Genomic DNA, 24,833 nt, shown 5'->3' with positions numbered 1-24,833 from the left:
AAGAACAAAAAAATAGAGAGATTGGTAATTTAGTAAATGCTTCTTTGAATTTGATTCCTTCGAATAATTTGTTCTAATCGTTCTTCACATAGTTCTGGAGATACCAAGAACATATCAGACATTTTTTTAATCACATCTCGATCATTGATAGGAATGTATTTAATCATGTGATAGGGGATAGATGCATACTGAGTAAAATGATGTGCATCCCATTCCTGGAGCTCTCTAAACGAAGCAGGCATAATTGTTTGAACACCAGAGTGTCTAAGGATATGGCATAATTCATGGAAGAAAATCTCCCTGTGCTTTTCAATGGGTTCTCTACTATCAATTACGATGTCTTGATATCTACCGATTACATGGAAGCTGCTCGGGATAGGTTTCTTCTTTACATAAATGCCTAGGAACCTAGATATTCGTTCCTCACTAATTGAATCTGGATTTGTTATTCCGATCCTAGAATAGAACCGAGAAACCCAATCTTCTAACCCGGTGGTCCTGTATGATAATTGGTACATTTTGCTCACCTCGGTAATATTATACAAACATACGTTCGTATTTTCAACGATTTTAAACCCCTTCCAATATGGAAAGGGGTAATAAAGTAGTTTATTAGTCCTGTAAAATTAATTTTCTAAAAGGTTTTCTATTTTTTCTTTACACATCTGACATGAAAGTTCATTAACTTCTCTAAAATAAATTGCCTTCATCGCCTCTTTATCATCTTCATAAAAATCAGGATAAGGAATCCCGCATTCGGTCACTTTAGAGTTTTTAATAGCATGTTTTTTGTTAGAAACAGGTCCTTCAATTACGGGGAAAAGCAAATTAAAACCTCCGAAACAATAATATATAAATAATATTATCACGAAAATTTTCAATATTGGCTTAAAATAAAGAAAATGGTAGTTATTAATTAGAGGAAATTATTAGATTTGATGATAGATATTTCAAACTGATTATTATTCACTAATTTAATTCTGAAGATATTAGTGAAACAACGAAAATTTTCACCAAATTAGTAGAAATACCTCGAATACTCATAGGGCTTTTAACCCGAACTTTCTCAACCTCTAATTAAAAGGTATTAGGAAGAATCCCCCGAATTTGTTAGTTATACCAAAAAAGGAGGGTTCTCTATGAACTTGAAAAAAATTGCTTCCACTACTCTAGCTTTATCAATTTGTGTCGCACCTGCCATTGGATTAGCAAAGGTACAGCCAACAGACCTAGACCATCACGATCATGACCACGCTGCCCCATCAACTACTTACATCGATTCATTACCAAAGGCCAAGGAATATGCACCTGATAAAGGTCCTGCTAAAATCGAGAAGTCTACTAAAGTAGTAGAGTTAGATGAAAAAGGGAAAGTGAAAAAATCATCGACTACCAAAAGTACACTTTCAAAAGAAAAGCAATCTGTTCAAAAAGCAGCAGCTGCAGCCAATAGAACTGTAACAGTTCTTGCAGTAGCAGACGAAGAGTACCGTGCTACATATAGTGACTGGCAAAGCAGAGTGCAACAAATCGTCGAAAACGCAGATGATGCATTCATTAGAGATCACGGTATTGATTTCCAAGTACAAGCAGTAGGGAATTGGACTTCACAAGGTGGAAACAGCTCACAAATTTTAGCAGACCTAAGCAGGGATTGGTCAGGTTACAGTTACGACTTTGTAGTAGGTTTCTCAAAGGATGCTAACTTTGATGCTGGAGGAATTGCTTACGTTTATTCTTCAGATCCAGGAACGGCATTCAGCGTTAACTTAGACCAAGGAGTGACAAACACATCTAAAGCAGCTCAACATGAGTTCTCTCATAACTACGGGTTAGGTCATGATGCACAAGGAAGTGGAATTCGTTGTATTATGAACTATGATTATTCTTATTCTGTCGATTACTGGCATCCAGCACATAATACTCAGATACAGAATAATAAGGTTTGGTATGGTCAGTAATTAAAATTTAACCTCTCTCATTCTTGAGGGAGGTTTTTTGTATGTACTAGAATAAGTTATCCTATATTTTTACAGGTAATTATTAGATTAGTAGTTATTTTGTGCTATATTTAACGTATATCTGATTTAACACGGAGGAGTACATGAATCTTTTTAAATACCAAGGACAAGAAGAAGATCATTATACTCATATTTTAATGAGCATTCTCAGTTACAATAACTATCAAATCATAGAGCCTTTTTTGAAAAATCTACTGAAGGATGAATCCGATAACTTAAATTTTAATAACACTTTTGCCAAGGTAAGAAAGAAATTTTGTCCTCAAGACCCAAAATTACTAGAGTATGTAATTGGAATCGCACCATATAAAAACAGCTTTTCTTCCTCTGATTTAGAAGATAACTCAGGATCTATACCTGATGCATGGATTTGCGGTGAGAATTTTAATTTACTATTTGAATTTAAAATAAGAGGAATGTTGGATAAGGGGCAAATATCAGCACATAAGAAATTATTATCCAGCAAAGATACTGAAGTTCTCGAATACAACTGGAATGATGTTAAGGATAGTTTGCAAAAAATCGAGTTAAGTGACTCGGTGCTCTCCTATTTAGTCCAATCTTTTATTGAAGTAATCCCTAGCTTTAAATCAAAAAGGCGGTCCTCTGGTATGCCAAAACAAATTATTAGTCATATAAACAAGGAAAACGAGTTACATTTCATTATTACCGGAAGTAAATTATCAATGAATTATTCTGTAGATAAAGTTTATAACGGAAAATCAATCCAGTTGAACCAATTAGTAAATGGCATTCAAGAAGCACGTAGGTTTATCGCCTCATTTGTCTTAAGTAACTATAATGAGTTGCCGATAGAGTTTATTGGACAAGAAACAATTATTAATGACTACTGTGTTGTTCCGGGGAGAAGCAAGAAGAAAAATCAATGGAATCAGTGGAGAATAGGGGCTTTTCTAAACTAAGATACTGGAGGAGAATTATGAGAAAGGAATTGTATAAACCGATTATAGGTTATGAAGGACTATATGATATCTCCGAATCCGGAAAGGTGTATTCACACCGATCTAAAAGAACACTTAAAAGGTGTGGGGACGAATATGGATTTCATATCGTTAAATTATATAAAAATGGTAAGGCATCTAATCATAATGTATTTGAATTATGGAAAGCAGCCTTCCCAGGTGCGAATGACACTGAATTTAAAGGAACTAAAACAATAATATATAAGTGAACTACATTCAGGTTTATAAAAGGTCTACTGAAATCAAGTAGTCTTTTATCTTATATGATTTGACCTATATTTTTTACAGGTTAAAAGTAGATTAGTAGTGTTTTTGCTAAAATAACCTAGACTATCTAAATTTCCAATAAGAACTTTATACAACCTATTAATTATAATAAATTTTATATAAGGAGGATGAAATGAATCAGATGTGGGTTTTGGAAATAAATGAAGGTACAGTTACTATATTAAAAGAAATAGAAAAAATTGAAGGAAACGAAATTAATGTTGCATGCGAAAAACTTAATTCTCTGTGGAAAGAAATAAATTTTATGCAACCAATCACCGAGGAATTTAATGAATACATAAAGTGTGTAGAAGACGAAAAAGGGTCTACAAATAAAATTATAAGACAGTTAAATAATTATTTGAGTGCTTATAAAGGTTTTATTGATCGCTGGAGAACTTTTTTAAGTAGAAATAAGGAAAAAAGCTATGGGGAATTCTTTGATTTAGCTTTATCTGAAATATATGATAGGTGTTTTGAGTATAGGTTTATTTACAATTTAAGGAATTATGCCCAACATGCTGGTGAGCCTGTATCAAGTATTAGTAGATCATTTAAAGGAACGAAAATTATATTAAGCAAAGAACATTTTATTACTGAACATAATGGTATGCAACGATCATTTAAAAAAGAACTAGAAAGTATGACAGAAAAAGAGTTAGATGTAGATAATGCTATTAGAGTAGTCCATCAGGAATTGACTGAGCTACATGCGAAATTATTTAATAGACAATTAAATTCATTAGGTAATGATTATTTAATGGCAGCGGTAATAGTATTAAATTTTTATAAAAAATATAATAAAAATAAAGGTGAAATTGCATTAACTACTCGTAAAACTATTGAAAGTCTAAGGGAATTGCAAGAGGGTTCTTCACATAAGACTGTAAATTGGTCACGTATCCCCAACAAGCTTGCTGAGACGATCATAAAAGGGGTATATATAAAATATAAATTTAAAGGAAAGATTGTTGGCAATTCTTCAGGTTTCCCTTTTATGTATGAGCAAAAATTGGCAATTAAGATGCCTTGTTTTGAAACTGGCAGTAAATATGTTGAACACAACAACTTAACATGGGTTCAAGTTGGAGAAAGTACTGGAACAGCTTGGCAAGATGGGTACGATAGGTATTTCACTATTTATATGCCAGTAGGGTTATCGATGAAGGAGTACAATGATAAATTCGATTCATTTAAAAAGGAAATTGATGAGTTTTTTAATAGAAAATGAATTTAAATTGTACGATTATTAAACGAAGCTAATAAAATATTTATAATAAAAGGATATTTGACGATATTCTTTTTATAATGGACTCCATTCTGGACCATTAAAATGTGTGAATTATTCTTTATTCTACTAATAGAAAATATTCCTTAGCTCAGAGAAATATCTCTGAGCTTCTTTTGGTGCAATTATTTTAGTCCTCTTTATTCCTTTGTTTTGCCTGGAACACAACATACTCAAAATGCTTCTTAATTTCCTCTAGAATTGTAGCAACCTCACCGACAAAATTAAATTTTTATTGAGTATGTGATCCATAGAGCGAAGCAAATATAAAACATCTAGACCTCATAGAGTACGAGATGATCTATTTAGAAATTCTCTAATTTCATCGATAGAAATTCCTAGGTTACGAGCCTCAATAATGAGTTCAATCCATTCTTTGTCTAGTTTATTTTCACAAGTATTTTCAGTAGTCAACATTTTACCCTCCTAAAATATGTACTATTCTAGGTAACTCAGCCGTCATTGCTGTTTATAACCTTAGACCTGTAGCTTTGCGTCCCAATCTTTCGAAAAGCTTCCTGTTTTCAAAAATATAGAAAAATGTAAAATAATAGTACCACTACCGTTTACCGTAATAAATAAAATATAAAACAAAAAGTTCGACAACATTTTCAGTTTATGTCGCACTTCACGGGGGCTTCCGTTCTACCCCGGCTACCGTAATCATATGATATAAAAAATGGTCAACCAGAAATATCTGGCTGACCTTATAATACGAAAGGGGGATTTAATTGAATTCTACTGAAAAAAGCTCGGAGAATCTTCTCTGAGCATTTTTGTGTGGCTATTTTAGTCCTCTTTATTTCTTTGTTTTGCCTGGAACACAACATACTCAAAATGCTTCTTAATCTCCTCAATATCCTCAGAAGAAAGATCCTTCCACTTTTCAATATCAAAGAAACCAAATTGCTCTATGCCATACTCCTTAACGAGTTTGTTGACTTCCTCAAGAGTATCTTCTTTAGTTTTATTTTTCTGATCACGTCCAAGTAAGTAATCAACTGTAACCTCAAAAAAGTCAGCGATTTTATTTAATGTATCAAAATCAGGCTCACGATTCCCTTGCTCATACATAGCATAAGTAGTTCGGGCAATCCCCAATATTTTTGCGATATCTTCTTGGCGTAGCTTCTTATCTTTTCGAAGTTCAATTAGTTTATTTTTTAACATTGGAACTCCTCCAACCTATTTTTTCGTCCATATTCGTCTTATAACGTTAATTATAGCGTCGCATTTCGTGACAAAAAATAAAATACACAAAAAGTGTAATATTATATTGACACTACACAATATGTGACATATACTTAAATTACACATAACGTGACATCAAGGGGGGTGAGCACATTACAAGGCAATGGTTAATAGATATTAGAAAGAAAAAATCAATGACTCAACAAAGCGTTGCTGCCAAAGCAAAAATAGCTAGATCCACGTATGCAATGATTGAAAGTGGAGAAAGAAATGCATCTGTTCCGAATGCTAAAAAGATTTCGAAAGTACTTGATTTAGAATGGACGATTTTTTTTGAAGATGAATGTCACAATTCGTGTAATGTTAAGAAGGTGATCTAAATGAACCAACCATCAGATGAAACAATCAAAAAAATCCTAAGCTACTTCTTAAAAACATCAGTTCCAAGAATCATTGAAGAACGCAAACAAAAATCTGAAAAAGCAAGTTAACTTCATTTTATGAACTCAGCCCGAACATTGAAATCCATATATAGGTAAAGGAAGGAGCAACCCTTATGAAAGTCATGGAAGGGGAGGAGCTTGCTAGTGCGAGAAGGCGCAAAGGTATAACACAACACCAACTATCGTTAAAGCTTCCGATTTCAAGAGAAAGCATTGCAAAGTACGAAACGGGGAGACAGCGTTTCCCTAGAGATTTAAGAGCTCTAACAGCTGAAGCAATCGACGATGAAGAATACTATTTCGTTAGATGGAACGAATCAGCTGGGGATGTATCTATACCCTATCTAAACGGAGAGTTCATTGAACATCATCCAACAGCTATGATGCTTCTGGTCAAAAAGGAATCACTTGAAGCTCTAGAACATCTCGAAAAAGCATGTTGGTACAAACCAGTAAGATCTCAAAGCGATACAGAGCGAGAGGAAATGAAAAAGGTTGCGTTTGAAGTATTAGATGCTGCAGCCAGTATGATCAACCTTGTCGCTCTAATATCTAAAGAATATCAATTCTCGATGATACAGATTTTCAAACAATGGAGATTAACCCTAAAAGCACGGAGGTTACAAAAGTGATCACTCAAACATTTAAAAATGAAGATTTACGTAAGGCAGTGCAACATCAAAGATGCTCCTGGAATTCGATTCAGGCAATTGAGGAAAGAATGGAAGAAGGAAAATACAAAGAAGCCATGTTATCAGCGGTAGATCTACTTAACTCGATTAAAGAGCTTGATAGATTGGCAGAGAAGAAAGTAAAGCACGATGAATTACATCATATTACTCAAACATTTGTGAACGTCATGATGAATCGAAGCTAGAAAGGGGTGAAGGACTTGAAAATTAAAGCAGGTGAATGGTTAAAGCTTTCCTCATTTGAAAAAACACTTTTACTTAGAAACAAAACAAAAAAAGCAGGAAGCTAAGGCTGGCACCAAAGCTTACTGCATCTCACTATTTTATGCGCAAAAAGAATTATATAACGTGAATGAATGTGAAAGCAACTTTCGTGCATTACCAATATTAGGAGGTGAAACAAATGCTTGAACATCCGGTTATCACGAGAATAGAGAAAGATGAGTATACCCAAAGCAATATGTGTATGGAAGGAAGAGGCACTATGAAGGCAACTGGAATCGTGAGAAAGATTGATGAATTGGGTAGAGTGGTTATTCCAAAGGAGATTAGAAAAACACAGGGATTGAATAGTGGCACCCCACTAGAAATGTTTCTGGATCATGGAGGTATTGTCTTCAGACCTTATCAAACGGATGTTACAAAAAACAATACGCTCACATGGCTTGAGAATGCTTTGTCAGACGCAACGAACCAAGAAGATAGGGAATCCATTTCAGCAGCAATTTCATACGTAAGACAAGCATAGAGGTGATGACTTGAATTATCTAAAGGAACTCAAAGCTTTTAAGGATTGGTTGCTACTGAACGATCTTAATACCAGCGCAATTGCGTTATGGCACACACTGATGGCTATAAACAATATGGCTGGCTGGAAAGAACGATTCAATGCGCCCAACTCCACAGTAGAGAAATTAACTGGCCTTTCTAAACAAGGGCTGGTTAATGCTCGAATAAAGCTTATCGAAAATGAATTGATTGAGTACGAAAAAGGAAAGAAAGGGAAGGCTCCCATCTATAAGGTAAAGTCATTGGTCAACTCAGTTGATCAATCGCTATACCAATCCGATACCCAATCCGGATACCAATATGGATACCAATCCGATGACCAACAGTTGACCATACCTAAACATAAACAAAACAAAACGAAACTAAAAGAAGATGTAGTAGATGATGCACCTGCATCGCTCAATCCGTTTCAGTTTTACGAGCAAGAAGGGTTTGGGATTTTAGGAGGTTATATACCGCAAAAAATTGTGTCTTGGTGTGATGATCTCTGTGAGGAATTGGTAATGGAGGCCATGAAGATTGCTGTAGAGCAAGGGACTAAGAAATGGGGATATGTTGAAGCCATTCTTAAGAATTGGTCTCAGAAGGGGATTAGAACTTTGGAGCAGTCTCGAGCAGAGCAACAGCAATTTAAGGAGCAGAGGACAAAGCGAACACCTGTGAGGTCTTCCGGAAAAGTCAGACCCATTCGTACTGAGAGATTACCAGATTGGTTTGAGGAGAATAAGAATTCTACACAGAATCAACGCAGCGAGCCTAGTGACTATGACTTTGAGAAAGAAAAGGCAAAGCTTGAAGCAGAGCTTTTAGCATTTAAAAGGGGGTAATGTAATGGGTGTATTATTTGATTCTATTAAATTTAGTCAGGAAACGAAGTCACAGGGGATGATCAGTGAGCTCCTTACGTTAGGTGTTACTGAAACGAAGAGTGGGACAAGCATTTATAACCTGAATTATTATGATTTAAGGCAAGAATTAGCCATCGCAAAATTTAGAAACAGGAATGTTGAGAGTTCTGAGAATGGGTGGTTTTGAGTAATGAAGATGATTCAATTTACGGTCTATGGAACTCCTGTAGCCCAAGGGAGACCTCGGTTTAGCTCTCAAGGAGGATTTGCCAGGGCATATGATCCTAAGAAATCTAAGGACTTTAAGAAGTATGTAAAGCTGGTTGCTGCTGAGCATCGACCGAAGAAACTGTTTGAAGGACCACTTCAGTTGTTTATCAGGGTATATAAGCCAACGTTAAAGAACTTCAGCAAAAAGAAGTTAGCTGCAGCTGAGAGTGGTGAATTAAGACCAGTGACAAAACCTGATGTAGACAACTACGTGAAAGGAATCAAAGACGCTTGTAACCAGATCCTCTGGAAGGATGATAGCCAGGTAGTGGAGTTATTAGCTAGTAAGTGGTTCAGCGAAAAGCCTCGGATTTAGATTATGGTGGTACCCATTGATCAATAAAAAAACAGGAGAAACGACTATGAGCATCGTTTCTCCTGTTAATAGAATTAGAAGTTCTAAGATTTCTAAGTAATGATTAGTTTAGGAACGTGTTCATTTCTTTTAAATCTATTTTAAGTTGAATTGCATCTTCAACCAGTCTTATGAAGTCTATGGAAGTTCCAACTCTTTTTGAATCTACTAGTATATCTTGAAGCTTTTCTTCTGATAAAACAATTAATGAGTTCAATAAAATCACCTTTCTTACGATTGCCGAAATAACTACTAGGATAATTTTACCTTTATTTACAGAATAATGGAATAGTTAAAATGATTTTTGATGAAAAAAGTGACAAATTCACAACATCTTCTGCTCGATTTCAGAGAAATGAACAAGTTTAATGTTAGAGTATCCCTGGGCTATTTCAATGTATTCACTATCATAAATCCAATAAACTGTATACTCTTCATTTTCGTATATGACTTTATCACCTAAGTTGAATTTCATGTATTTACCCCACTTAATTATTTATGGGTATATTTTACCATTTGGTGAGATGTTGTTAATTCGTTATTTTGGCTCAAATAGCCTAGTTAATCCAGCTAATACATTGAAATACTTCCATTTTTAATGGAATATATTATTTTATGCATTTTTGTAGAAATGGAATTAACAGATTGTATTTATTAATCATTTCGAGGATGAATCTTCTCACCTATGACTTTAATTTCCTTATCTATTTTTTCTCTCGCTTTAGGAGAGTTGCAAGATTTAAACTCTTTAAATAGTAATCCTAATCTCTTTATAGCTAATAGTATCTCGCATTCTTTCAATTAAAATCACCCCATACCATTATAATTGGAAGAGGTTTAGATAGTAAATTTATAACAATAGATAATTTATTTAGAATTAAATGAAAAAAGCCAGGATTTCTCCCGGCCAGCCAGCTTAATTATAACATCGGAGGGGTCTTAGTGAGACTATCAGACTTGGAAATTAACCCTAGTACTTTAAAACTAGAAATTGATATAATGGATAAAGAAGGAAGCTTTGCGGTTGTGGTGTGTGATGGGAAGGCAAAGGTTGCTGAGTTACCTCCTCACGGGGAAACGAATATTGTTACGCATCAGGGGAAAGTAAAACGTATTAGGTGGAATGAGGGGGAAGAGTTTTGAAGTGGTTTGGTTTGTCAGATGGTTTTTGGGGGGCGTTGATTAGTGGGCTTCTCACTGGTGGAACAGCAATATTTATTATGTTACTGCAAAATAGCCAACTTAAGAAGGAAAGAAAAAGGTCTGAACTAATCCCTACTATAAAATTAGCAAAACAACTAGAGTATATTAGGACGGATATACTAAATGCGTTACAATTATATCTAAAGGTTATTACTCCTTTGGGTTATACTGGTACTCCTGATAATGAACGAGATCTTGTTTATAATGATATTTTAAAAAAGTTGAAGATACTTAATACTTTGGTTAACGAATATCATGCTAAGGATATTGATTTGGATAATATTATTAATTATGTCCTTTTAAAAGAAGTGTTAAATAAATTGAATAATGATCTAAAAAATCCAGAAATATATTATGGTCCTACAAGTGTTCAAGAGATAATAAATAATATAAAGCAAATAGAAGAGGTTTTTGAAAAGTTTTCAGAATATCTGAAAAAGCATAGAAAAAAAATATAATGTTCTACTAGCCAACTGGAGGACACTAATCTAGCACATTACAAATGTGTTTTGATTGGTGTCCTTTTTATTTTGAGAAGGTGATTGATGTGTAAATGAAAAGGTATTGGTTTATACAATTAATTTTGTGGTCAACCAGTATCTCTTAGGCAAACGAACTGGGACAATTTATCCAATACCAAGAAGAAAGTGAATGCAGCATTTATTTAAAGAAGCAGTAAAGATTTCGGAAAGGGATGAGCAATATGGTTCATGAGAAGGAAGCTAAAGAGAGAAGAAAATTGACAGTTAAAAAGTTGAAACAATTGCGTCCATTGATTACTTGGTACAAGAATAAAGAAGTTGCCGAGTCTCATGGGGTCAAGCAATCATTATTCAACGAAGGACAGAATGCGAACAAAAGGAAGAGCAAGGAATTAACATATCACCAATTTAGGGCAATTATGGACGACCTGCAGGAAGGTGAGAGAAAGATTATTGAAATGAAGTATTTGGATGTACAATCCAAAAGTGATTTATTCATAATGGAAGAGCTTCACCTCAAGAAAGACATCTATTATTCTACTAAAAACGACGCTCTGGAGGCGCTGGCTGTTAACTTTGATTTGGACTAATAGAGAAGTAACCTAGAGAAACCGGACAAATTACCGATAATTTACCGAGAAAATGCCGACAAAATGGGGGATAAATTGGGGACCTTTTTTGTCTTTTAAAAAAAGTACGCTTGTCTTAGGAAGAAATTCTTGGGAAAAGCGTCTAACCCCATATCGTTGACGTGCTCGGGTGTATCGAATGACTAAGAAGGTTGCCAGCTGAACAAGGGGAGCAACTGGAGTCTAGCTGTATTGCGCACGATAGCTACGGGGGAGCAAAGTGAAATTCTTTGCAAAAGCTTTTGAGTGTGTCCAGTAATGTAATGGATCTCAATTGTGACTGACTTTAATCCTAGCTATTCCTCTTGGGTGATTGAAGCAAGTCAGATATTTAATTAAATGACTGCATATAGTTCCGTGGCTCTCTGCGTCCTCCTTTCAAAAATAAAATTGTAGAGTAAGTTGCGTTGTTGATTCTGTCGTTCATTACTCACATAATAACGGATTAATCTTCTTCCCAATGAATGTCACGGCACTATATGGAGTCATTTATTTTTTTATGTTCCAAAGGAGGACTGAAATGATGTGGTTAAAACATGAATTTAGTCGAGCCCATTAGAGACAAAGAGCTCATTCAAGACATCAAGGACTATTTAAAACAGAAAAACAGGCGAAACTATATCCTGTTCTTATTAGGAATCAATACCGGGATGGCCATTGCTGATCTTCTTAAGCTTAAAGTGAGAGATGTAGAAGGATGGCACATTGTTTATAAGAGGCAAAAGACATTAAAGAAGAGACGGCCAGCCCAGAGAATTAAATTATCCAATGCGGTAAAGAAAGAACTAAGGGAATACACGAAGGATAAGCCTAAGGATGAATTCCTTTTTAAGAGCAGAAATGGAAAAAACAAACCGATCACAAGAGCAATGGCTTATGTGATTTTAAGAGAAGCAGCTGAAGAGTTTGGACTAGAAGCCATCGGGACGCATTCAATGCGTAAAACCTGGGGCTATTTTTATTACAAAAAATTCAACGATGTTGCAGACCTGCAAGGACAAATGGGACATGCGGATCCAAGTTATACATTACGCTATATTGGCATAAGCCAGGATGAAAAAGACAAGCGTAGAAGCAACTTGGTGCTATAGTTCTTTTTTTTATGACTTCTTTAATTGTCTTCATTTTACCTATATCAAGCTCATAGAGGGAAAATGACTTAAACGTTAGTATGACTGGAATAAATAGCGCTACGCCAATTTAACAGTCTATATAACGAAGATAATTCAACTGTTGTAAATCATCCTAAAAATAAGCTCAAAAGCAGTACAAAAACATAAAAAAGTGAGTGATATATGGTGTTCCTGAATTAAGCCTTTTGGTATAGTGATATTACACTATATAGAAAGGTTGTTATTTTATTGGAAGTTTCAAAACAGTGTAATGAGGTTGGTGAAGAAAGGTCAGGGAACTCCAGGCTCTCAAAAGAAGACATTTTACTCTTTATAGCTCCATTGACTGCACTTAGTTATGCACTGACATATTTATTTAAAGTTTCCTACTTAGCTTATTATAAGGTTCCTAGTATGTGGATTGATTTGAGTATAACTAGAATAACATCAACATTATTAAAGATTTCACCTATTCTTTTTTTGGGAGCAATTTGCTCATTAATATTCTTTAAGACTGCAAAAAAAATAGGTGAACAAAATAATAAAAATGTGAAAAAGGGAAAATATTTACGGAAGCTTGCATTTATATCATCATTAATAGTTACGTTACTTAGTGGTTATATGGTATTTGGAATGTATAAAATATATGGTGTGTATATGCTACTTAGCAGTTCTACAGGAGCGCTTGTTCCAATCATTGCATTGTTCCTATATAAGTTTTATAGGGAAGGGAGATATTATCTGTCAGTTGTTATTCTCTGGTTAACCTTATGTGCAGTAACTGCTTCATATGGTTTCGGATCAGCAGGAATGACTGAAAAATACTTTACTTTCAATAAAGATAAGCAGAATTATATTGTGATTGATTCATATAATGAATACTTAATTGTAGCTCCTTATAACAAAAATTATTTTTACTCCAAAGTATCTTTAGTAGAAATGAAAGAAGTTGGTTCTCTGACTTACAAAAAGGTAGGAAGGTTAAAAAGAAAGGCAGCAAATTAAATTATATATGGGTTTAAATACTTGTCAGCATCCAATAAAAAGGGTGCTTTTTATTTTGGAGAGGTATTTACTGTGAATAAAGAACAAATTATCAAACTAATAAACGAGAATGAACTTATAAAGTTTTATAACTGTAGGAAGTGGAGGAATTTACGAAAGAAAGCATTAGAGCGTGATAACAATGAATGTCAGAGATGCAAACGTAAGGGAAAAGTTACACTAACTTCTCTACAGGTTCATCACAAGAAAGAAGTTAAGACACATCCACAACTCGCTTTATCAATGGAGAACCTAGAAACACTTTGCATTCATTGTCACAACGATGAACATGATCGCCTAGAGATAAATAAGAAGAAATCATTCTTCATCAATGAAGAAAGGTGGTGACTAAAACACCCCCGGTCAAATAATTTGCCGAATTATTTGGGAACCCGTACAACGGGGGAGGGTGACGATTAAATATATTTTTCGGCTGTCCTTATGCTAAATTACATTTATTGGAAAATAAATGGAAGGGAGGGAGGATGTTTGGCGAGAAAAACGAGTGCAGCGCAAAGGAAAAGAATTGAAGCAGATCTAACCAAGCAACTTAAGGATAAGGAAATCAAAGGTACTCATTATGAAGATTTGGTACAAGACTATCTTGCTATGTGGGATTTGAAAAATAAGCTCATTGAAGATATCGAAGAGTTGGGAGTCAAAGTTCTGTCCTCACAAGGCTACAAATCGAATCCAGCTATTAATGACCTAAATAAAACCAATGGTCAAATGCTGAAAATCTTATCCGAGTTAGGTTTGAAAGCTGCACCAGATGATGATGGTGATAACGGTGAATGGTAAAGTGAAATACAATAAGCACATTGATTTCTATTTTGATCAAGTTGAAAAAGGTAAGATCATTGTTTCAAAAGAAGTACAGCAACTAATCGAATACCTAAAAAAGAAACTGGAAGATGAGAAAGACCGGATCCACATTGACCATGATGAAATTGAGGAAGCGATCAGTAGCATTGAAAAGTATTTCCCTTTTAAATTGTTAGTATGGCAAAAATTCGTTACTGCTTTTGTGGTGGGACTCACTTATAAAGAAGATGGCTCATTGGTATTTAATGAGTTTTTTTTAATGATGGGTCGAGGTGCCGGGAAAAACGGATTCATTGCAGCGCTTGCTTTTTATCTGATCTCCAAACAAAAAATCCGCAAGTACGATGTGGCCATCGTTGCTACAAGCCAGGAGCAAGCAAAGACCTCATTTATGGATGTGTGGGAAGCACTAGATAACCATTGGCGAAAATTAGAGAAGCTCTTTAAACGAACGTTGAAGTCCATCGGTTTTTATAAAACAAAGTCTAAGCTTCAGTATTTTACAAACAATGCGAAAACAAAGGATGGTCTTAGACCAGGAGCCATCATATTTGATGAAGTCCATGCCTATGAAGATGAAGAAAATATAAAAGTATTCACTTCCGCCTTGGGGAAGGTCCCTCGGCCACGACGGTTTTACATTACTACTGATGGGAATATTCGTGGCGGTTTCTTAGATCAAATGAAAGAAGAAGCCAAAATGGTCCTCACTGGAGAAATAAAAAACAGTCGATTATTCCCCTTCATCTGTAAACTTGATGATTCGGAAGAAGTTCATGACTTCTCAATGTGGGAGAAAGCAAATCCATCCATTAACTCCTTTCCGCACTTGAAGCTGGAGATGGAAACGGAGTACAAGAATATCGAGCATCGTAAGTCAGCAAAACTTGAATTTATGACAAAGCGAATGAATATCCCATCACAGGACACCTACGACCTTGTAGCATCTTGGGAAAAGATAGAGGCTGCTACTAAGCATCAGTTCCCAGAATTCAAACATGCTGCTTGTATTGGGGCGATTGATTATTCTGATACTCAAGACTTTGCTGTGGTAGGATTGTTTTTTAAACAGGGTAAGAAGCGTTTCTTTAAACAACATACGTTCATCAATCATAAATCCTTACTAATGAATAACTTCAAAGTTGACATTGAGTTAGCCATTGAGGAAGGACTTGTCACTATCATCAAAGAAGAAACGAACAAGCCGGAATATTTGGTGAAGTGGTTTGCTGAACAAGCCCAGTTCCATGACATAAAGTTTATTACGGCAGATATGTACCGAATCAATTACTTAAGGGAAGAGTTTGAAAATGCGGGCTTTGATAAGTTGGTCATTGCCAGGAGCGGAAGCAAAACTCATACACAACTAGAGCCAATAGTAGAAGACCTATTTGCGTATGAAAATGTGGTGTTCGCTGAAGACGATCTGATGATGCGTTGGTTTACGAACAATGTCTATATTAAGAGGGATAGCAAAGGGAACATCACTTATGAAAAAATCGAGCCACGTCTCAGAAAGACGGATGGCTTTTTTGCATTTCTACATGCCTTGCAACATGATGCAGAGCTGGAGGAAATGCTTCCGTTAACGGAAGAAAATATTAAAAAAATCTTTAAATCCTTCTCTTATTAAAAGGAGGTGAATAAATGGGGATATTCGATTGGTTTAATTCCATTTTCCAAGGCAAGGATTATGTAGCGTTAGATGCTCAGTTCTCAGAGTTAGTAGTAAAAGCTCATTATAAGCGATTAGCCATTGATACTTGTACTGACCTAATTGCGAACGCCTTGACAAGATGTGACTTTACTACATTTGAGAACGGGAAGGAATTGCGTGGGGAAGTACATTATCAATTAAATGTAGCTCCAAATCAAAATCAGAATGCTACAGAGTTTTTTCATAGCCTTGTTACTCATCTGATAAACGAAAATGAATGTTTAGTTGTCCAGTTAGACAAGCAACTTCTAATTGCTGATTCATTTGACAGACAAACATATGCGGTAAAACCTAACCTTTATAAAAATGTAATAATCGATGATTTTAAGTTTGATAAGTACTTTTATGAAGAAGATGTCTTTTATTTTAAACTCAATGACAGAAATATCATGAAAGTAATTGATAGTTTGTACGAAGACTATGGAAAGTTATTAGCCTCCGGAATTAGCTATTACAAAAGAAAAAACAATAAGCGTTATCTGATTGAGGGAGACTTTCTAAAGTCACTAACAGATGATACGCAAAAAGCCGTTAATGCGATGTTTGAAAATCAGCTTTCTGATTGGTTTAACCCAGACAAAGAAGGTGCAGCCTTCCAACTTTCAAAAGAGTACAAGATGGAGGATATGAGTGACGGTCAAAAGAGCACTGGGAATGTTGGGACGAGCCGAGACATTCGTGAATTGGTCAATGATGTGGTTGATTTTGTGGCAATGGGGCTACATGTACCACGGGGGATCATCAAAGGTGATGTAGCGGACATCGAAAAACAAGTAGACAGTTTCTTGATGTTTTGTATTCTCCCCCTAGTGAAACTGATAGAAGCTGAGTTTAATAGAAAGATGTATAAGAAAGAAAGTTATTTAAAGCGCACCTATTTAAAAATTGATGCTTCCAGGATTAAAGTGGTGGATCTTGTTCAATTAGCGAGTGCTGTAGATAAACTATTTGCAGTTGGTGGACTATGTATCGATGACATCTTGGAGCTACTTGGTAAAGAACCATTGAATACAGAATGGTCTCGAAAAAGATATGTCACTAAAAATTATCAAGATGCCGAGAACTTGGAAGGAGGTGAGACAGAATGAGAGTAGTGAACAAACGATTTAAGAACGAGAAATACAACAACGCACCTACAATTGGTAAAGTGTTCAAAGCCGAAGATGTAAATGAAAATACTCATAAGTTAACGATTTATGGTGATATCGGTGAGTCCTGGTGGGGGGATTACGTTACGGCAAATGAAGTAGAGGCCATACTCAAAAATATCTCTGCTAGTCACATTGACGTTCATATCAATAGTTATGGTGGAGATGTATTTGATGGAATCGCCATCTACAACCAGTTGAAAAATCACAAAGCTACAATTACCACTCATATTGACGGTATTGCAGCAAGCGCAGCGTCCATTATCGCAATGGCCGGTGACGAAGTAGTAATGAATATAGGATCAATGCTGATGATTCATGAAGGATCTACAATGGCATGGGGGAACAAAGGAGATGTTCGGAAAACCTTAACCGCATTGGAAGGCATCGATAAATCGATTGCTGATATTTACATGACAAAGTTTGCTGGTGATCGCGCAGACATCGATAGGATGATCACAAATGAAACATGGTTTACATCTAGCGAAGCGGTTGATGCAGGACTTGCCGATAAGGTGAATGAAACGAAGTCAATTGAATCGGATCCTGAAGAGGTCAAGAATTCTATTCTAAATAGAATTCGAAATCAAAAACCAGAGCCTCAGCAACAACCTACACAAACAATATTAAACAGATTCAAACGCCAGGCATAGGCGTTTTTTATTTTGAATAAAACTGGAGGTTTACCCATTATGAAGGTAGAAAACAAACCGAAATTATTACCATTAAACATTCAATACTTTGCAGGTATCAAAAACCCGGACGAGCCGGTCATCAAAAATAAAGAAGAACAAATCAAAGCGATGCAAGAAGCCTTTGAATCAACTGATCCGGCAGTAGTCGCGGCAAACATCGTTTCAAACATTGAGAACAATATGGTTCATATTCAAGACATGATGAGCCAAGTTACGAAAGAAGCAAAGCAAGCGAGTGCTGAACAGTGGGATGAGCAAGTTCTTGCTTCCCGTGGAGTACGAGTATTAACCACTGAAGAGAAGAAATTTTATAATGCTGCCATTGAAGCTCAGTCATTTGATGAAGTAATCAAGTTAATGCCTCCTACCGTTTTCGAGCGAGTATTTGAAGACCTAGAGAAAGAGCATCCCCTGCTATCCTTAGTGAACTTCCAGCGTACAGGGGCAACGACGGCATGGGTACTTCGTAAACCAGGCGCACCGGTTGCTTTCTGGGGAGATGTTACATCGGCCATTCAAGAAATGTTGAATGAAGGTTTCCGTACTGTGGAGCAAGGGATGTTCAAACTCAGCGGATTCTTGGTTGTCTCAAAAGCAATGTTTGAACTTGGACCTAAGTGGCTTGATCGTTACGTACGTTTGTTCATGGCTGAGGTAGTAGCGGACGAATTAGAGGATGTCATTGTGAATGGTGACGGAAATAAAAAGCCTATTGGTATGACTCGCGATTTAGAAGGAGCCATCACAAACGGGCAGTACCCATTAAAAACTCCTGTCGCATTGACAGATTTCACTCCAAAAACAATTGGTAAGGAAATCTTGGCTCCGACAACAAAAAACGGAACACGTCGTTATACAGGGGTATCTCTGATCGTTAACCCAATGGATTACGCAACCCGGTTCTTCCCATTAGGAGCGAAGCAAAAAGATGATGGAACTTGGACATATGATAATTTCTCTGTTCCGGGCTTAACCATTGTCCAATCACCGGCGGTTAAACTAGGTCAAATGATTTCAGGTAAACCGAAAGACTACTTCATGGGTGTAGGGTCAGAACAAAAGCTTGAAACGACCGATGTTCTTCGTATGATTGAAGATCAGCGTTTATACCTCATTCGTCAATTAGCAAATGGTCGTCCACTGGATCCCGATTCATTCACTGTTTTTGATATCAGCCAAATCGGAGAAGAAGTACCAACGGTTTAAAATTTTACTAATTGAAGGGAGATTTCAACATGCCGTATAAAGTGATTAATACTTACAATGACACTGAACATAATGTTCTTTATAAAAAAGGGGATATCTATCCAAAAGAGGGATATGAAGAAAACCCAGAGCGGATTAAGTCCTTGCAGAGTATCCATCCAACATACAAGCGTTCATTTATTGTTGCGGAAACGATTGATGGTGACCAAGAGGACCATAAAGGGGATGGCCAAGGGGAACCGGATGAAGTCCTCGTCGAAATCCAGTCACTAACCAAGGAACAATTGGAAGAGGAAACGACAATCCCCCAATTAAAAGCTTACCTGGACAGCGAGGAGCTTGAATACAAATCTTCTGCCAAAAAGGATGACCTTATTACTCTCATCTTAAAATCTAGAGAGTAGGGATGGAAAATGGATGAAGTGGCAAAAGCATCCATCCTCGTTGAGCTAAAAGACAATCTCGACATTACCTGGGATGATGAAAGTACAAACCGTAAATTAGAAAAGTTCATCACACGATCAGAGGCGTACCTTCAAGGATTATCAGGTACGTCTCTTGATTTTGTTTCGAATATAGAAGCAAGAGACTTGCTACTTGAGCGCTGTCGATATCTATATAACAACGTAGCAGATGAATTTGAACCTAATTTTGAAACAGAGTTAGGCAGGTTTATCTTGAACGAGGCAGTCCGAAAGGCGAGTGAGTCAAATGAGACCACATCGTGAAACATTTAATGACGGCATGATGCAATATGGGTATACCAAAACGACTCGGTCCGAAAGCGGGAAAGATATGGGAAAGGTTTTTTCTCCTGAAGGAAAGCTCGCTTTTAAAGAGCTGAGTTGTCGTGATCGGGATTATGAACTAGCCGGTGCTTTGGATTCCAGGTTGGATCGTAAGATTAAGACCCTTTCCCCTCCGTTATTTAGGAAACAGTCGAATTCCAATTTGAAAGTGGCCATCGAATCAGTAGAATACGATGTGATTGAAGTAGATAGCGACCCAAGCAGGCGCTATCTCTTTTTCTATCTTCAACGGGTAGGTGTGAAGCATGAATGAGCGATCCAAAGAGTTAATCAAAGAACAAAATAGAACGATCCCTCAAGTGCTGGCGGATCACTTTGAACTTCCGGTGTTCCAGGACAATATCAATAATGATGAGGTCCCACCTGACCATAATTACTTTTTGGTCGTGTACGGAGATATCAGCCGGTCTGAAAATCAAAAGGCTACAGGTAGGCATTTGTCACAAGATATATACGTGGTCTACCTTTCAGAGAACAATGATGAAGTAGATGAGAACTGTATTGATATCATTACACTTCTTGAAGAAGTAAAAGCCATATCGTTTCAAAGGACCACAAAGGAACGGGTCCAGAAAGCAGAAACTTCTGAGTATGTGGACAGGGTTACATTAATCTTTTCGAGGATGATTAAGTATGAGCGTTCGGTTTCAATTTGATTATAGAGAAGTAAATACTCTCCTTGAAAAATTCAAACGGTTACCCGGTAACGTAGAAAAAACAATAAATAGCGTTTTGCACTCCTTTGGTGTTAAAGAGGTTGTCAAACACATTACTCAAGATATGCCCATGTCTAGAGGAGACAAGCGTCACGCTAAATTAAGCGATTGGTCTAAAAGTGAGAATGGTAATCTTGAATTCACGATAAAAGCAAAGGGTGGAGCTGCTAATAAACCAGGAAGCTTCGGTTATCTTGTTTTCCCAAACGAAGGACGGGGACCTTCCAATCCTCTGGAACAGAGGTTTATGGAAAGTGGATTATATAAATCTACGTCCCCGGTATTAAAAGAGTTAAATGAACGCGTGGAAGAACGAATAAGGAAGGAGTTGGAATGAAATGACAACGATTATCGAAGAATTCGATTCTATGAGAATTACGAATTCAAGCATCCAATTTATTGAAAGTGGAACACAGCAGGCTGGCGAAAAATTCGGGTCTCTTGGATCTATTGAGGGTGAGACAACATTAAAAGAAGTCATTAAACGTAGCGAAGGCGTTGAAGTTAAAAAGAAGACAAAGCCGGAGAAAATGGATTTGACCGTTTCCGCACATATAAAGGTTAAGGTCATTAGGGGATTATTCGGAATTAATTCTACGGGGTTAAAACCGGGCGTTTATCAATATGGGCAAGATTCCAATGGGAAAGAATTTGTCTTCACGGCAGATGTCATTGATGAATTTGAGGACGTGACAAAGCTGGTAGCCTTCCCAAAATGCGTAAGTACCACTGGCTTTAAGTTTACGATTGAGAACGGGGCAGACGAAGTCGCCTTAATGGAAATTCAATTAACTGCTTACCCAGATGAGTTTAGACAAATTATGTACGATGCATTTGTTTCAGAATTGGAAGATCCGACAATTGCTACTCAGTGGCATACTCAATTTAATCGTGAATTGGTGGAGACAACTCCAACAGTTTAATAGATAAGAGGGCAGGGAATACCTGCTCTTTTTTATTTGTCATGGAGGCGAAAAAATGGGAATCAAAGTATCAACTATCACTCTAAAAGAATTAGAAATGACCCAACTTGAAAATGGAGAATTTGAGGGACGATATGTTAACCCCAAAAAATATCCTGCATTTTTAACACATAGATCTCTTGCTAAAGGGAGGAATGAAGGTATTACGAAATCTTCCCTAATTAGTGAACTAATTAAAATGAATAGTTTACGAGGAGAAGATGGAGAAATTGATACTGAAAATTTATCTTCTGAACAAGCAGAACATATCGATACCGATAAGTATCTACCAGTAATATACCTTGGAATTATTGGAGCAAACAAAAGTCTAGATCTTAGCTATGAGGATTTCTTAGATCAATATCCGGGAGATTTGGAACAGATTATGCAGGATTACATTGCCTTAATCATTCCTTACTTACAACAAGATTCTAATCAATTCAAAGCAGGTCTGGTTAATAGCACCAAAAAAAAGTAGGGAAGGGCGAAAAGACGCCCAAACCTCCAACACTAAATATTGAATGTGTCGAAGACTTATATACGCTCTATGTGCTTGTTTATGAAATTGACCCCGGAACGTTTTGGGATTTTCCAATTGCAGACGTGGATCGAATATTTGAAAACAAACAAGCCTGGGACCACTGGGTGAATAATCCTAAGTATTAATAAATGGTGGTGAGGGCATGGCAAAACAGCCAGAAACAAAAGTGAAATTCAGTATTTTTAATAAAGAATTCAATGAAGGCATTAGTGAAATAAACAAAAAGTCTACAACTCTCCGAAAAGAGTTTAAACTCCAAGAAGAACAACTCAAAGAAAATGGCTCTGCAACAGATATTCTACAAAATAAAATAAAACGCCTATCTGGTGAACAAGATCTTACAAAGCAAAAGATTAAGGCAACTGCTGAACAATTAGCGAAAGCAAAAAGCTATTATGGAGAGAATTCTAACGAGGCGAACAAGTTATCTAATAAGCTATTAGATCTTCAAATAAGTGAACAGAAAATGTCTAATGCCATTAAACAAGCTAAATCTGATATTCATAAGCAAAGTCAAGAAATGGTATCAGCTGTTAAAGATGCCAAAAGCTTATCTAGTGCTCTTGATGAGGTATCAGATAAAGCGAAAGATGCGGGAGGAAATCTTTCTGCAGGCGTCTCTCTCCCTCTTGGAGGAATTGGAGTCGCAGCTGGTAAAACGGCTGTTGACATAGACGGAGCGGTAAGACTCATGATCGGAGCTCTTGGTAAGACAGGGGAAGAAGCAAAATTGTTAGAATCCGATTTAAGAGCTGTGTGGAGCGAAGGATTTGGGGAGAACCCTGAAGAAGCTGCACGAGCTATGATGATGGTTAAACAAAACATACAGGGCATTAATGAAGGTAAACCTCTTCAAGAAGTGACGAAAGATGCACTAACATTGGCAAAAGTAACGGAAGCGGATGTAAGTGAAGTCACTCGTGGTGTAAACCAATTAATGCACAATTTCGGTTTGACCTCAAAAGAAGCGATGGACCTGTTCGCAAAAGGACAGGCTGAAGGCTTAAATTTTTCACAAGAAATGTTCGATAACATTTCAGAGTATGCGCCCTTATTTAAACAGATGGGCTTTTCAGCAAGTGAGTACTTTACTGTTCTAGCGAATGGGAGCCAAAATGGGGCTTACAACCTTGATTATATCAATGACGTTATGAAGGAATTTGATATTCGAATGCGTGATGGTTCTAAGACAACTGCCGACGCATTCAAATCAATGTCTCAAAATTCGCAGAATATGTTCCAGAAGTTCAAGGACGGTAAAGTCACCACTCAAGAATTGTTTAATACGGTCCTTCCAGAATTAGAAAAAATGGATGATCAAGTATTGGCCAATCAAATCGGAGTAGGGTTATTTGGAACAAAGTTTGAGAATCTCGGAACAAAGACAGTGTATGCATTAAACGATGTTAATACGTCTTTAGATAATACTAAAGGTGCTATAGATCAATTAGGTAGTACTCAAGTAGAGTCACTGGGTACTCAACTACAAAGTGCCATGAGATCAATTGGACAAGCGCTGGAACCGATAGGAGTAATCTTGGTTGGTATGCTGTTATCATTGAAGCCATACCTCGAACAGTTCTCAGCATGGTTTCAAACACTAGCGCCTTCTATTCAACAAGTGATTGTGGTTTTGGGTATATTGATCACCTTATTGGGCCCGCTCATAACCATTTTCGGATTCTTCGTTCAGGGACTCATGCCGTTAATCCCTATCCTTACGACGGTATGGGGATGGCTAAGTAAACTCGGTCCTTTATTCAATATTTTAAGGATGGCAATGCTTGCGATCACTGGACCAGTAGGAATTGTGATAGCAGTTATAGCAGCACTAGTAACGGCAATTGTGATCTTGTGGAAAAAGAATGAATCCTTCCGTAATTTTTTCATCAATTTATGGAACAATCTTTCCCTGGTTTTTAAACTACTCATTACACAAATGCAGTCAGTTGCCATTTCAATTTTCACCTTCTTGGTAAGATTCTTCCGAAAATGGGGAGTTACCGTTCTTTCTGTAATCACAGGTCCTATCGGTGCCCTAGTTATTTATGTTATTCAAAATTTTGAAGATATCCGAGCGAAAGCAGTATCAATTTTTAACAGAGTACATTCAGCCATAACAAACCCGATTCAATCAGCGAAAGATAAAGTCTTAGGGATCATATCGGTTATTAAAAGTGCCTTCAGTAATATGAAGATAACCATCCCTAAACCGAAGCTTCCAAAGGTGGACATTAGTAAGGGAATTAAGACCATTGCGGGGATCGATATTCCTTATCCTAAATTTAATGTCACTTGGCATAAAACAGGAGGAGTTTTCACCAAACCGGTTGTAGCAGGGAATGCAGGGTTTGGAGATGTTGAGGAAGGCATCGTTCCTTTTGAAGGACCTCATGCCATGAAGATTGCAAAATTAATAGCTGAAGCTCAAAACAAAATTGCAGAAGCGTCAAACCAAGTAGTAGATAAAGTGATTAGTAACTTGATTTCAGTCAATGTTGAAGCAGGTGACGTCATCATGGATGGTCGAGCAGTAGGTAAAATTGTTTGGAAACCAGTGAAACAGGAGATCGATAGCAATGAGCAACGTCCGTAAG

General features: G+C 36.7%; 36 protein-coding genes and 1 riboswitch. Of the genes, 30 read left to right on the top strand and 6 right to left on the bottom strand.

Translation table 11 applies throughout. The annotated features are described in order from the left end of the window. Positions 1 to 29: 29 nt before the first annotated feature. Positions 30 to 518 carry an ImmA/IrrE family metallo-endopeptidase gene (locus ACOSV2_RS08740; protein WP_428974779.1) on the bottom strand — a complete coding sequence of 163 codons (489 nt, stop codon included), beginning with the start codon at positions 516 to 518 and terminating at the stop codon, positions 30 to 32. A 108-nt stretch (positions 519 to 626) separates the two neighbouring features. Then, a complete protein-coding gene (locus tag ACOSV2_RS08735) occupies positions 627 to 827 on the bottom strand; it encodes a hypothetical protein (RefSeq protein ID WP_428974778.1) in 201 nt (66 codons plus the stop codon). Between the two features lie 312 nt (positions 828 to 1,139). Between ACOSV2_RS08735 and ACOSV2_RS08730 the strand changes: the two genes are divergently transcribed. The 4 genes from ACOSV2_RS08730 to ACOSV2_RS08715 all read left to right on the top strand — a co-directional run bounded on the left by ACOSV2_RS08730 (position 1,140) and on the right by ACOSV2_RS08715 (position 4,502). Further along, complete coding sequence (locus ACOSV2_RS08730) at positions 1,140 to 1,961, top strand: zinc-dependent metalloprotease (RefSeq protein ID WP_428974777.1); 822 nt, start codon at positions 1,140 to 1,142, stop codon at positions 1,959 to 1,961. Positions 1,962 to 2,104: 143 nt separating this feature from the next. Beyond that, on the top strand, positions 2,105 to 2,944 hold the full coding sequence (locus ACOSV2_RS08725; protein ID WP_428974776.1) for a hypothetical protein: 840 nt from the start codon (positions 2,105 to 2,107) through the stop codon (positions 2,942 to 2,944). A 17-nt stretch (positions 2,945 to 2,961) separates the two neighbouring features. Next, on the top strand, positions 2,962 to 3,213 hold the full coding sequence (locus ACOSV2_RS08720) for an NUMOD4 domain-containing protein (RefSeq protein ID WP_428974775.1): 252 nt from the start codon (positions 2,962 to 2,964) through the stop codon (positions 3,211 to 3,213). Between the two features lie 191 nt (positions 3,214 to 3,404). Continuing rightward, on the top strand, positions 3,405 to 4,502 hold the full coding sequence (locus ACOSV2_RS08715) for a hypothetical protein (RefSeq protein ID WP_428974774.1): 1,098 nt from the start codon (positions 3,405 to 3,407) through the stop codon (positions 4,500 to 4,502). Positions 4,503 to 4,841: 339 nt separating this feature from the next. Here ACOSV2_RS08715 and ACOSV2_RS08710 read toward each other — a convergent pair whose 3' ends face one another. Continuing rightward, on the bottom strand, positions 4,842 to 4,976 hold the full coding sequence (locus ACOSV2_RS08710; RefSeq protein ID WP_428974773.1) for an anti-repressor SinI family protein: 135 nt from the start codon (positions 4,974 to 4,976) through the stop codon (positions 4,842 to 4,844). Between the two features lie 26 nt (positions 4,977 to 5,002). Further along, a riboswitch (cyclic di-GMP riboswitch) is annotated at positions 5,003 to 5,089 on the bottom strand. Between the two features lie 259 nt (positions 5,090 to 5,348). Next, the gene (locus ACOSV2_RS08705; protein ID WP_428974772.1) at positions 5,349 to 5,729 is read right to left on the bottom strand and encodes a helix-turn-helix domain-containing protein; all 381 of its coding nucleotides are present in this window, start codon (positions 5,727 to 5,729) and stop codon (positions 5,349 to 5,351) included. A gap of 155 nt (positions 5,730 to 5,884) precedes the next feature. On the opposite strand from ACOSV2_RS08705, the gene ACOSV2_RS08700 reads away from it, so the two are divergent. The 7 genes from ACOSV2_RS08700 to ACOSV2_RS08670 all read left to right on the top strand — a co-directional run bounded on the left by ACOSV2_RS08700 (position 5,885) and on the right by ACOSV2_RS08670 (position 9,108). Then, positions 5,885 to 6,130 (top strand): helix-turn-helix transcriptional regulator, encoded by a 246-nt coding sequence (locus ACOSV2_RS08700; RefSeq protein ID WP_428975088.1) that lies wholly within the window; start codon positions 5,885 to 5,887, stop codon positions 6,128 to 6,130. 176 nt (positions 6,131 to 6,306) lie between these two features. Further along, positions 6,307 to 6,825 (top strand): helix-turn-helix domain-containing protein, encoded by a 519-nt coding sequence (locus ACOSV2_RS08695; RefSeq protein WP_428974771.1) that lies wholly within the window; start codon positions 6,307 to 6,309, stop codon positions 6,823 to 6,825. Then, entirely contained in the window at positions 6,822 to 7,070 is a 249-nt protein-coding gene (locus ACOSV2_RS08690; RefSeq protein WP_428974770.1) for a hypothetical protein, read from the top strand. The genes ACOSV2_RS08695 and ACOSV2_RS08690 overlap by 4 nt, the downstream gene beginning before the upstream one ends. Before the next feature lie 218 nt (positions 7,071 to 7,288). Beyond that, positions 7,289 to 7,633 carry an AbrB/MazE/SpoVT family DNA-binding domain-containing protein gene (locus ACOSV2_RS08685; protein ID WP_428974769.1) on the top strand — a complete coding sequence of 115 codons (345 nt, stop codon included), beginning with the start codon at positions 7,289 to 7,291 and terminating at the stop codon, positions 7,631 to 7,633. Positions 7,634 to 7,643: 10 nt separating this feature from the next. Then, positions 7,644 to 8,501 (top strand): DnaD domain-containing protein, encoded by an 858-nt coding sequence (locus ACOSV2_RS08680; protein ID WP_428974768.1) that lies wholly within the window; start codon positions 7,644 to 7,646, stop codon positions 8,499 to 8,501. Positions 8,502 to 8,505: 4 nt separating this feature from the next. After that, on the top strand, positions 8,506 to 8,709 hold the full coding sequence (locus tag ACOSV2_RS08675) for a hypothetical protein (RefSeq protein ID WP_428974767.1): 204 nt from the start codon (positions 8,506 to 8,508) through the stop codon (positions 8,707 to 8,709). Positions 8,710 to 8,718: 9 nt separating this feature from the next. Next, positions 8,719 to 9,108 (top strand): RusA family crossover junction endodeoxyribonuclease, encoded by a 390-nt coding sequence (locus tag ACOSV2_RS08670; protein WP_428975087.1) that lies wholly within the window; start codon positions 8,719 to 8,721, stop codon positions 9,106 to 9,108. 103 nt (positions 9,109 to 9,211) lie between these two features. Here ACOSV2_RS08670 and ACOSV2_RS08665 read toward each other — a convergent pair whose 3' ends face one another. Both ACOSV2_RS08665 and ACOSV2_RS08660 read right to left on the bottom strand, forming a co-directional pair. After that, positions 9,212 to 9,364 (bottom strand): hypothetical protein, encoded by a 153-nt coding sequence (locus ACOSV2_RS08665; RefSeq protein WP_428974766.1) that lies wholly within the window; start codon positions 9,362 to 9,364, stop codon positions 9,212 to 9,214. A 108-nt stretch (positions 9,365 to 9,472) separates the two neighbouring features. After that, a complete protein-coding gene (locus ACOSV2_RS08660; protein ID WP_428974765.1) occupies positions 9,473 to 9,622 on the bottom strand; it encodes a hypothetical protein in 150 nt (49 codons plus the stop codon). Between the two features lie 467 nt (positions 9,623 to 10,089). Between ACOSV2_RS08660 and ACOSV2_RS08655 the strand changes: the two genes are divergently transcribed. The 19 genes from ACOSV2_RS08655 to ACOSV2_RS08565 all read left to right on the top strand — a co-directional run bounded on the left by ACOSV2_RS08655 (position 10,090) and on the right by ACOSV2_RS08565 (position 24,832). Next, on the top strand, positions 10,090 to 10,290 hold the full coding sequence (locus tag ACOSV2_RS08655) for an XtrA/YqaO family protein (protein ID WP_428974764.1): 201 nt from the start codon (positions 10,090 to 10,092) through the stop codon (positions 10,288 to 10,290). After that, the gene (locus ACOSV2_RS08650; RefSeq protein WP_428974763.1) at positions 10,287 to 10,808 is read left to right on the top strand and encodes a hypothetical protein; all 522 of its coding nucleotides are present in this window, start codon (positions 10,287 to 10,289) and stop codon (positions 10,806 to 10,808) included. The genes ACOSV2_RS08655 and ACOSV2_RS08650 overlap by 4 nt, the downstream gene beginning before the upstream one ends. A gap of 245 nt (positions 10,809 to 11,053) precedes the next feature. Next, positions 11,054 to 11,422: an ArpU family phage packaging/lysis transcriptional regulator gene (locus tag ACOSV2_RS08645; protein ID WP_428974762.1), complete on the top strand. Its 369-nt coding sequence runs from the start codon at positions 11,054 to 11,056 to the stop codon at positions 11,420 to 11,422. Positions 11,423 to 11,997: 575 nt separating this feature from the next. Beyond that, entirely contained in the window at positions 11,998 to 12,552 is a 555-nt protein-coding gene (locus ACOSV2_RS08640) for a tyrosine-type recombinase/integrase (protein WP_169212201.1), read from the top strand. Positions 12,553 to 12,822: 270 nt separating this feature from the next. Beyond that, positions 12,823 to 13,578, top strand: coding sequence for a hypothetical protein (locus ACOSV2_RS08635; protein ID WP_428974761.1), 756 nt, complete (start codon positions 12,823 to 12,825; stop codon positions 13,576 to 13,578). Between the two features lie 72 nt (positions 13,579 to 13,650). Beyond that, entirely contained in the window at positions 13,651 to 13,965 is a 315-nt protein-coding gene (locus tag ACOSV2_RS08630; protein WP_428974760.1) for an HNH endonuclease, read from the top strand. A gap of 141 nt (positions 13,966 to 14,106) precedes the next feature. Continuing rightward, on the top strand, positions 14,107 to 14,418 hold the full coding sequence (locus tag ACOSV2_RS08625) for a P27 family phage terminase small subunit (RefSeq protein ID WP_428974759.1): 312 nt from the start codon (positions 14,107 to 14,109) through the stop codon (positions 14,416 to 14,418). Beyond that, positions 14,390 to 16,075 (top strand): terminase large subunit domain-containing protein, encoded by a 1,686-nt coding sequence (locus tag ACOSV2_RS08620; protein ID WP_428974758.1) that lies wholly within the window; start codon positions 14,390 to 14,392, stop codon positions 16,073 to 16,075. The genes ACOSV2_RS08625 and ACOSV2_RS08620 overlap by 29 nt, the downstream gene beginning before the upstream one ends. A 14-nt stretch (positions 16,076 to 16,089) precedes the next feature. After that, entirely contained in the window at positions 16,090 to 17,247 is a 1,158-nt protein-coding gene (locus ACOSV2_RS08615; RefSeq protein ID WP_428974757.1) for a phage portal protein, read from the top strand. Further along, a complete protein-coding gene (locus ACOSV2_RS08610; protein ID WP_428974756.1) occupies positions 17,244 to 17,960 on the top strand; it encodes a head maturation protease, ClpP-related in 717 nt (238 codons plus the stop codon). Before ACOSV2_RS08615 ends, ACOSV2_RS08610 begins: the two co-directional genes overlap by 4 nt. 39 nt (positions 17,961 to 17,999) lie before the next feature. Next, the gene (locus tag ACOSV2_RS08605) at positions 18,000 to 19,208 is read left to right on the top strand and encodes a phage major capsid protein (protein WP_428974755.1); all 1,209 of its coding nucleotides are present in this window, start codon (positions 18,000 to 18,002) and stop codon (positions 19,206 to 19,208) included. Positions 19,209 to 19,237: 29 nt separating this feature from the next. After that, positions 19,238 to 19,612: a hypothetical protein gene (locus tag ACOSV2_RS08600; protein WP_428974754.1), complete on the top strand. Its 375-nt coding sequence runs from the start codon at positions 19,238 to 19,240 to the stop codon at positions 19,610 to 19,612. Positions 19,613 to 19,621: 9 nt separating this feature from the next. After that, positions 19,622 to 19,936, top strand: a complete 315-nt coding sequence (locus tag ACOSV2_RS08595) for a hypothetical protein (protein ID WP_428974753.1) — start codon at positions 19,622 to 19,624, stop codon at positions 19,934 to 19,936. After that, positions 19,920 to 20,270, top strand: a complete 351-nt coding sequence (locus tag ACOSV2_RS08590; RefSeq protein WP_428974752.1) for a head-tail adaptor protein — start codon at positions 19,920 to 19,922, stop codon at positions 20,268 to 20,270. Before ACOSV2_RS08595 ends, ACOSV2_RS08590 begins: the two co-directional genes overlap by 17 nt. After that, on the top strand, positions 20,263 to 20,673 hold the full coding sequence (locus ACOSV2_RS08585) for a hypothetical protein (protein WP_428974751.1): 411 nt from the start codon (positions 20,263 to 20,265) through the stop codon (positions 20,671 to 20,673). The genes ACOSV2_RS08590 and ACOSV2_RS08585 overlap by 8 nt, the downstream gene beginning before the upstream one ends. Further along, positions 20,651 to 21,070 (top strand): hypothetical protein, encoded by a 420-nt coding sequence (locus ACOSV2_RS08580; protein WP_428974750.1) that lies wholly within the window; start codon positions 20,651 to 20,653, stop codon positions 21,068 to 21,070. The genes ACOSV2_RS08585 and ACOSV2_RS08580 overlap by 23 nt, the downstream gene beginning before the upstream one ends. 1 nt (position 21,071) lies before the next feature. Beyond that, positions 21,072 to 21,656 (top strand): phage tail protein, encoded by a 585-nt coding sequence (locus ACOSV2_RS08575; RefSeq protein ID WP_428974749.1) that lies wholly within the window; start codon positions 21,072 to 21,074, stop codon positions 21,654 to 21,656. A 55-nt stretch (positions 21,657 to 21,711) separates the two neighbouring features. Next, positions 21,712 to 22,173, top strand: a complete 462-nt coding sequence (locus tag ACOSV2_RS08570) for a hypothetical protein (RefSeq protein WP_428974748.1) — start codon at positions 21,712 to 21,714, stop codon at positions 22,171 to 22,173. A gap of 205 nt (positions 22,174 to 22,378) precedes the next feature. Beyond that, positions 22,379 to 24,832, top strand: coding sequence for a phage tail tape measure protein (locus ACOSV2_RS08565; protein WP_428974747.1), 2,454 nt, complete (start codon positions 22,379 to 22,381; stop codon positions 24,830 to 24,832). Position 24,833 lies beyond the last annotated feature (1 nt).

This window comes from Rossellomorea sp. DUT-2, from assembly GCF_052665285.1.
Note: the sequence above shows the minus strand (reverse complement) of the source record. Positions and strands in the feature narration are given on the sequence as shown.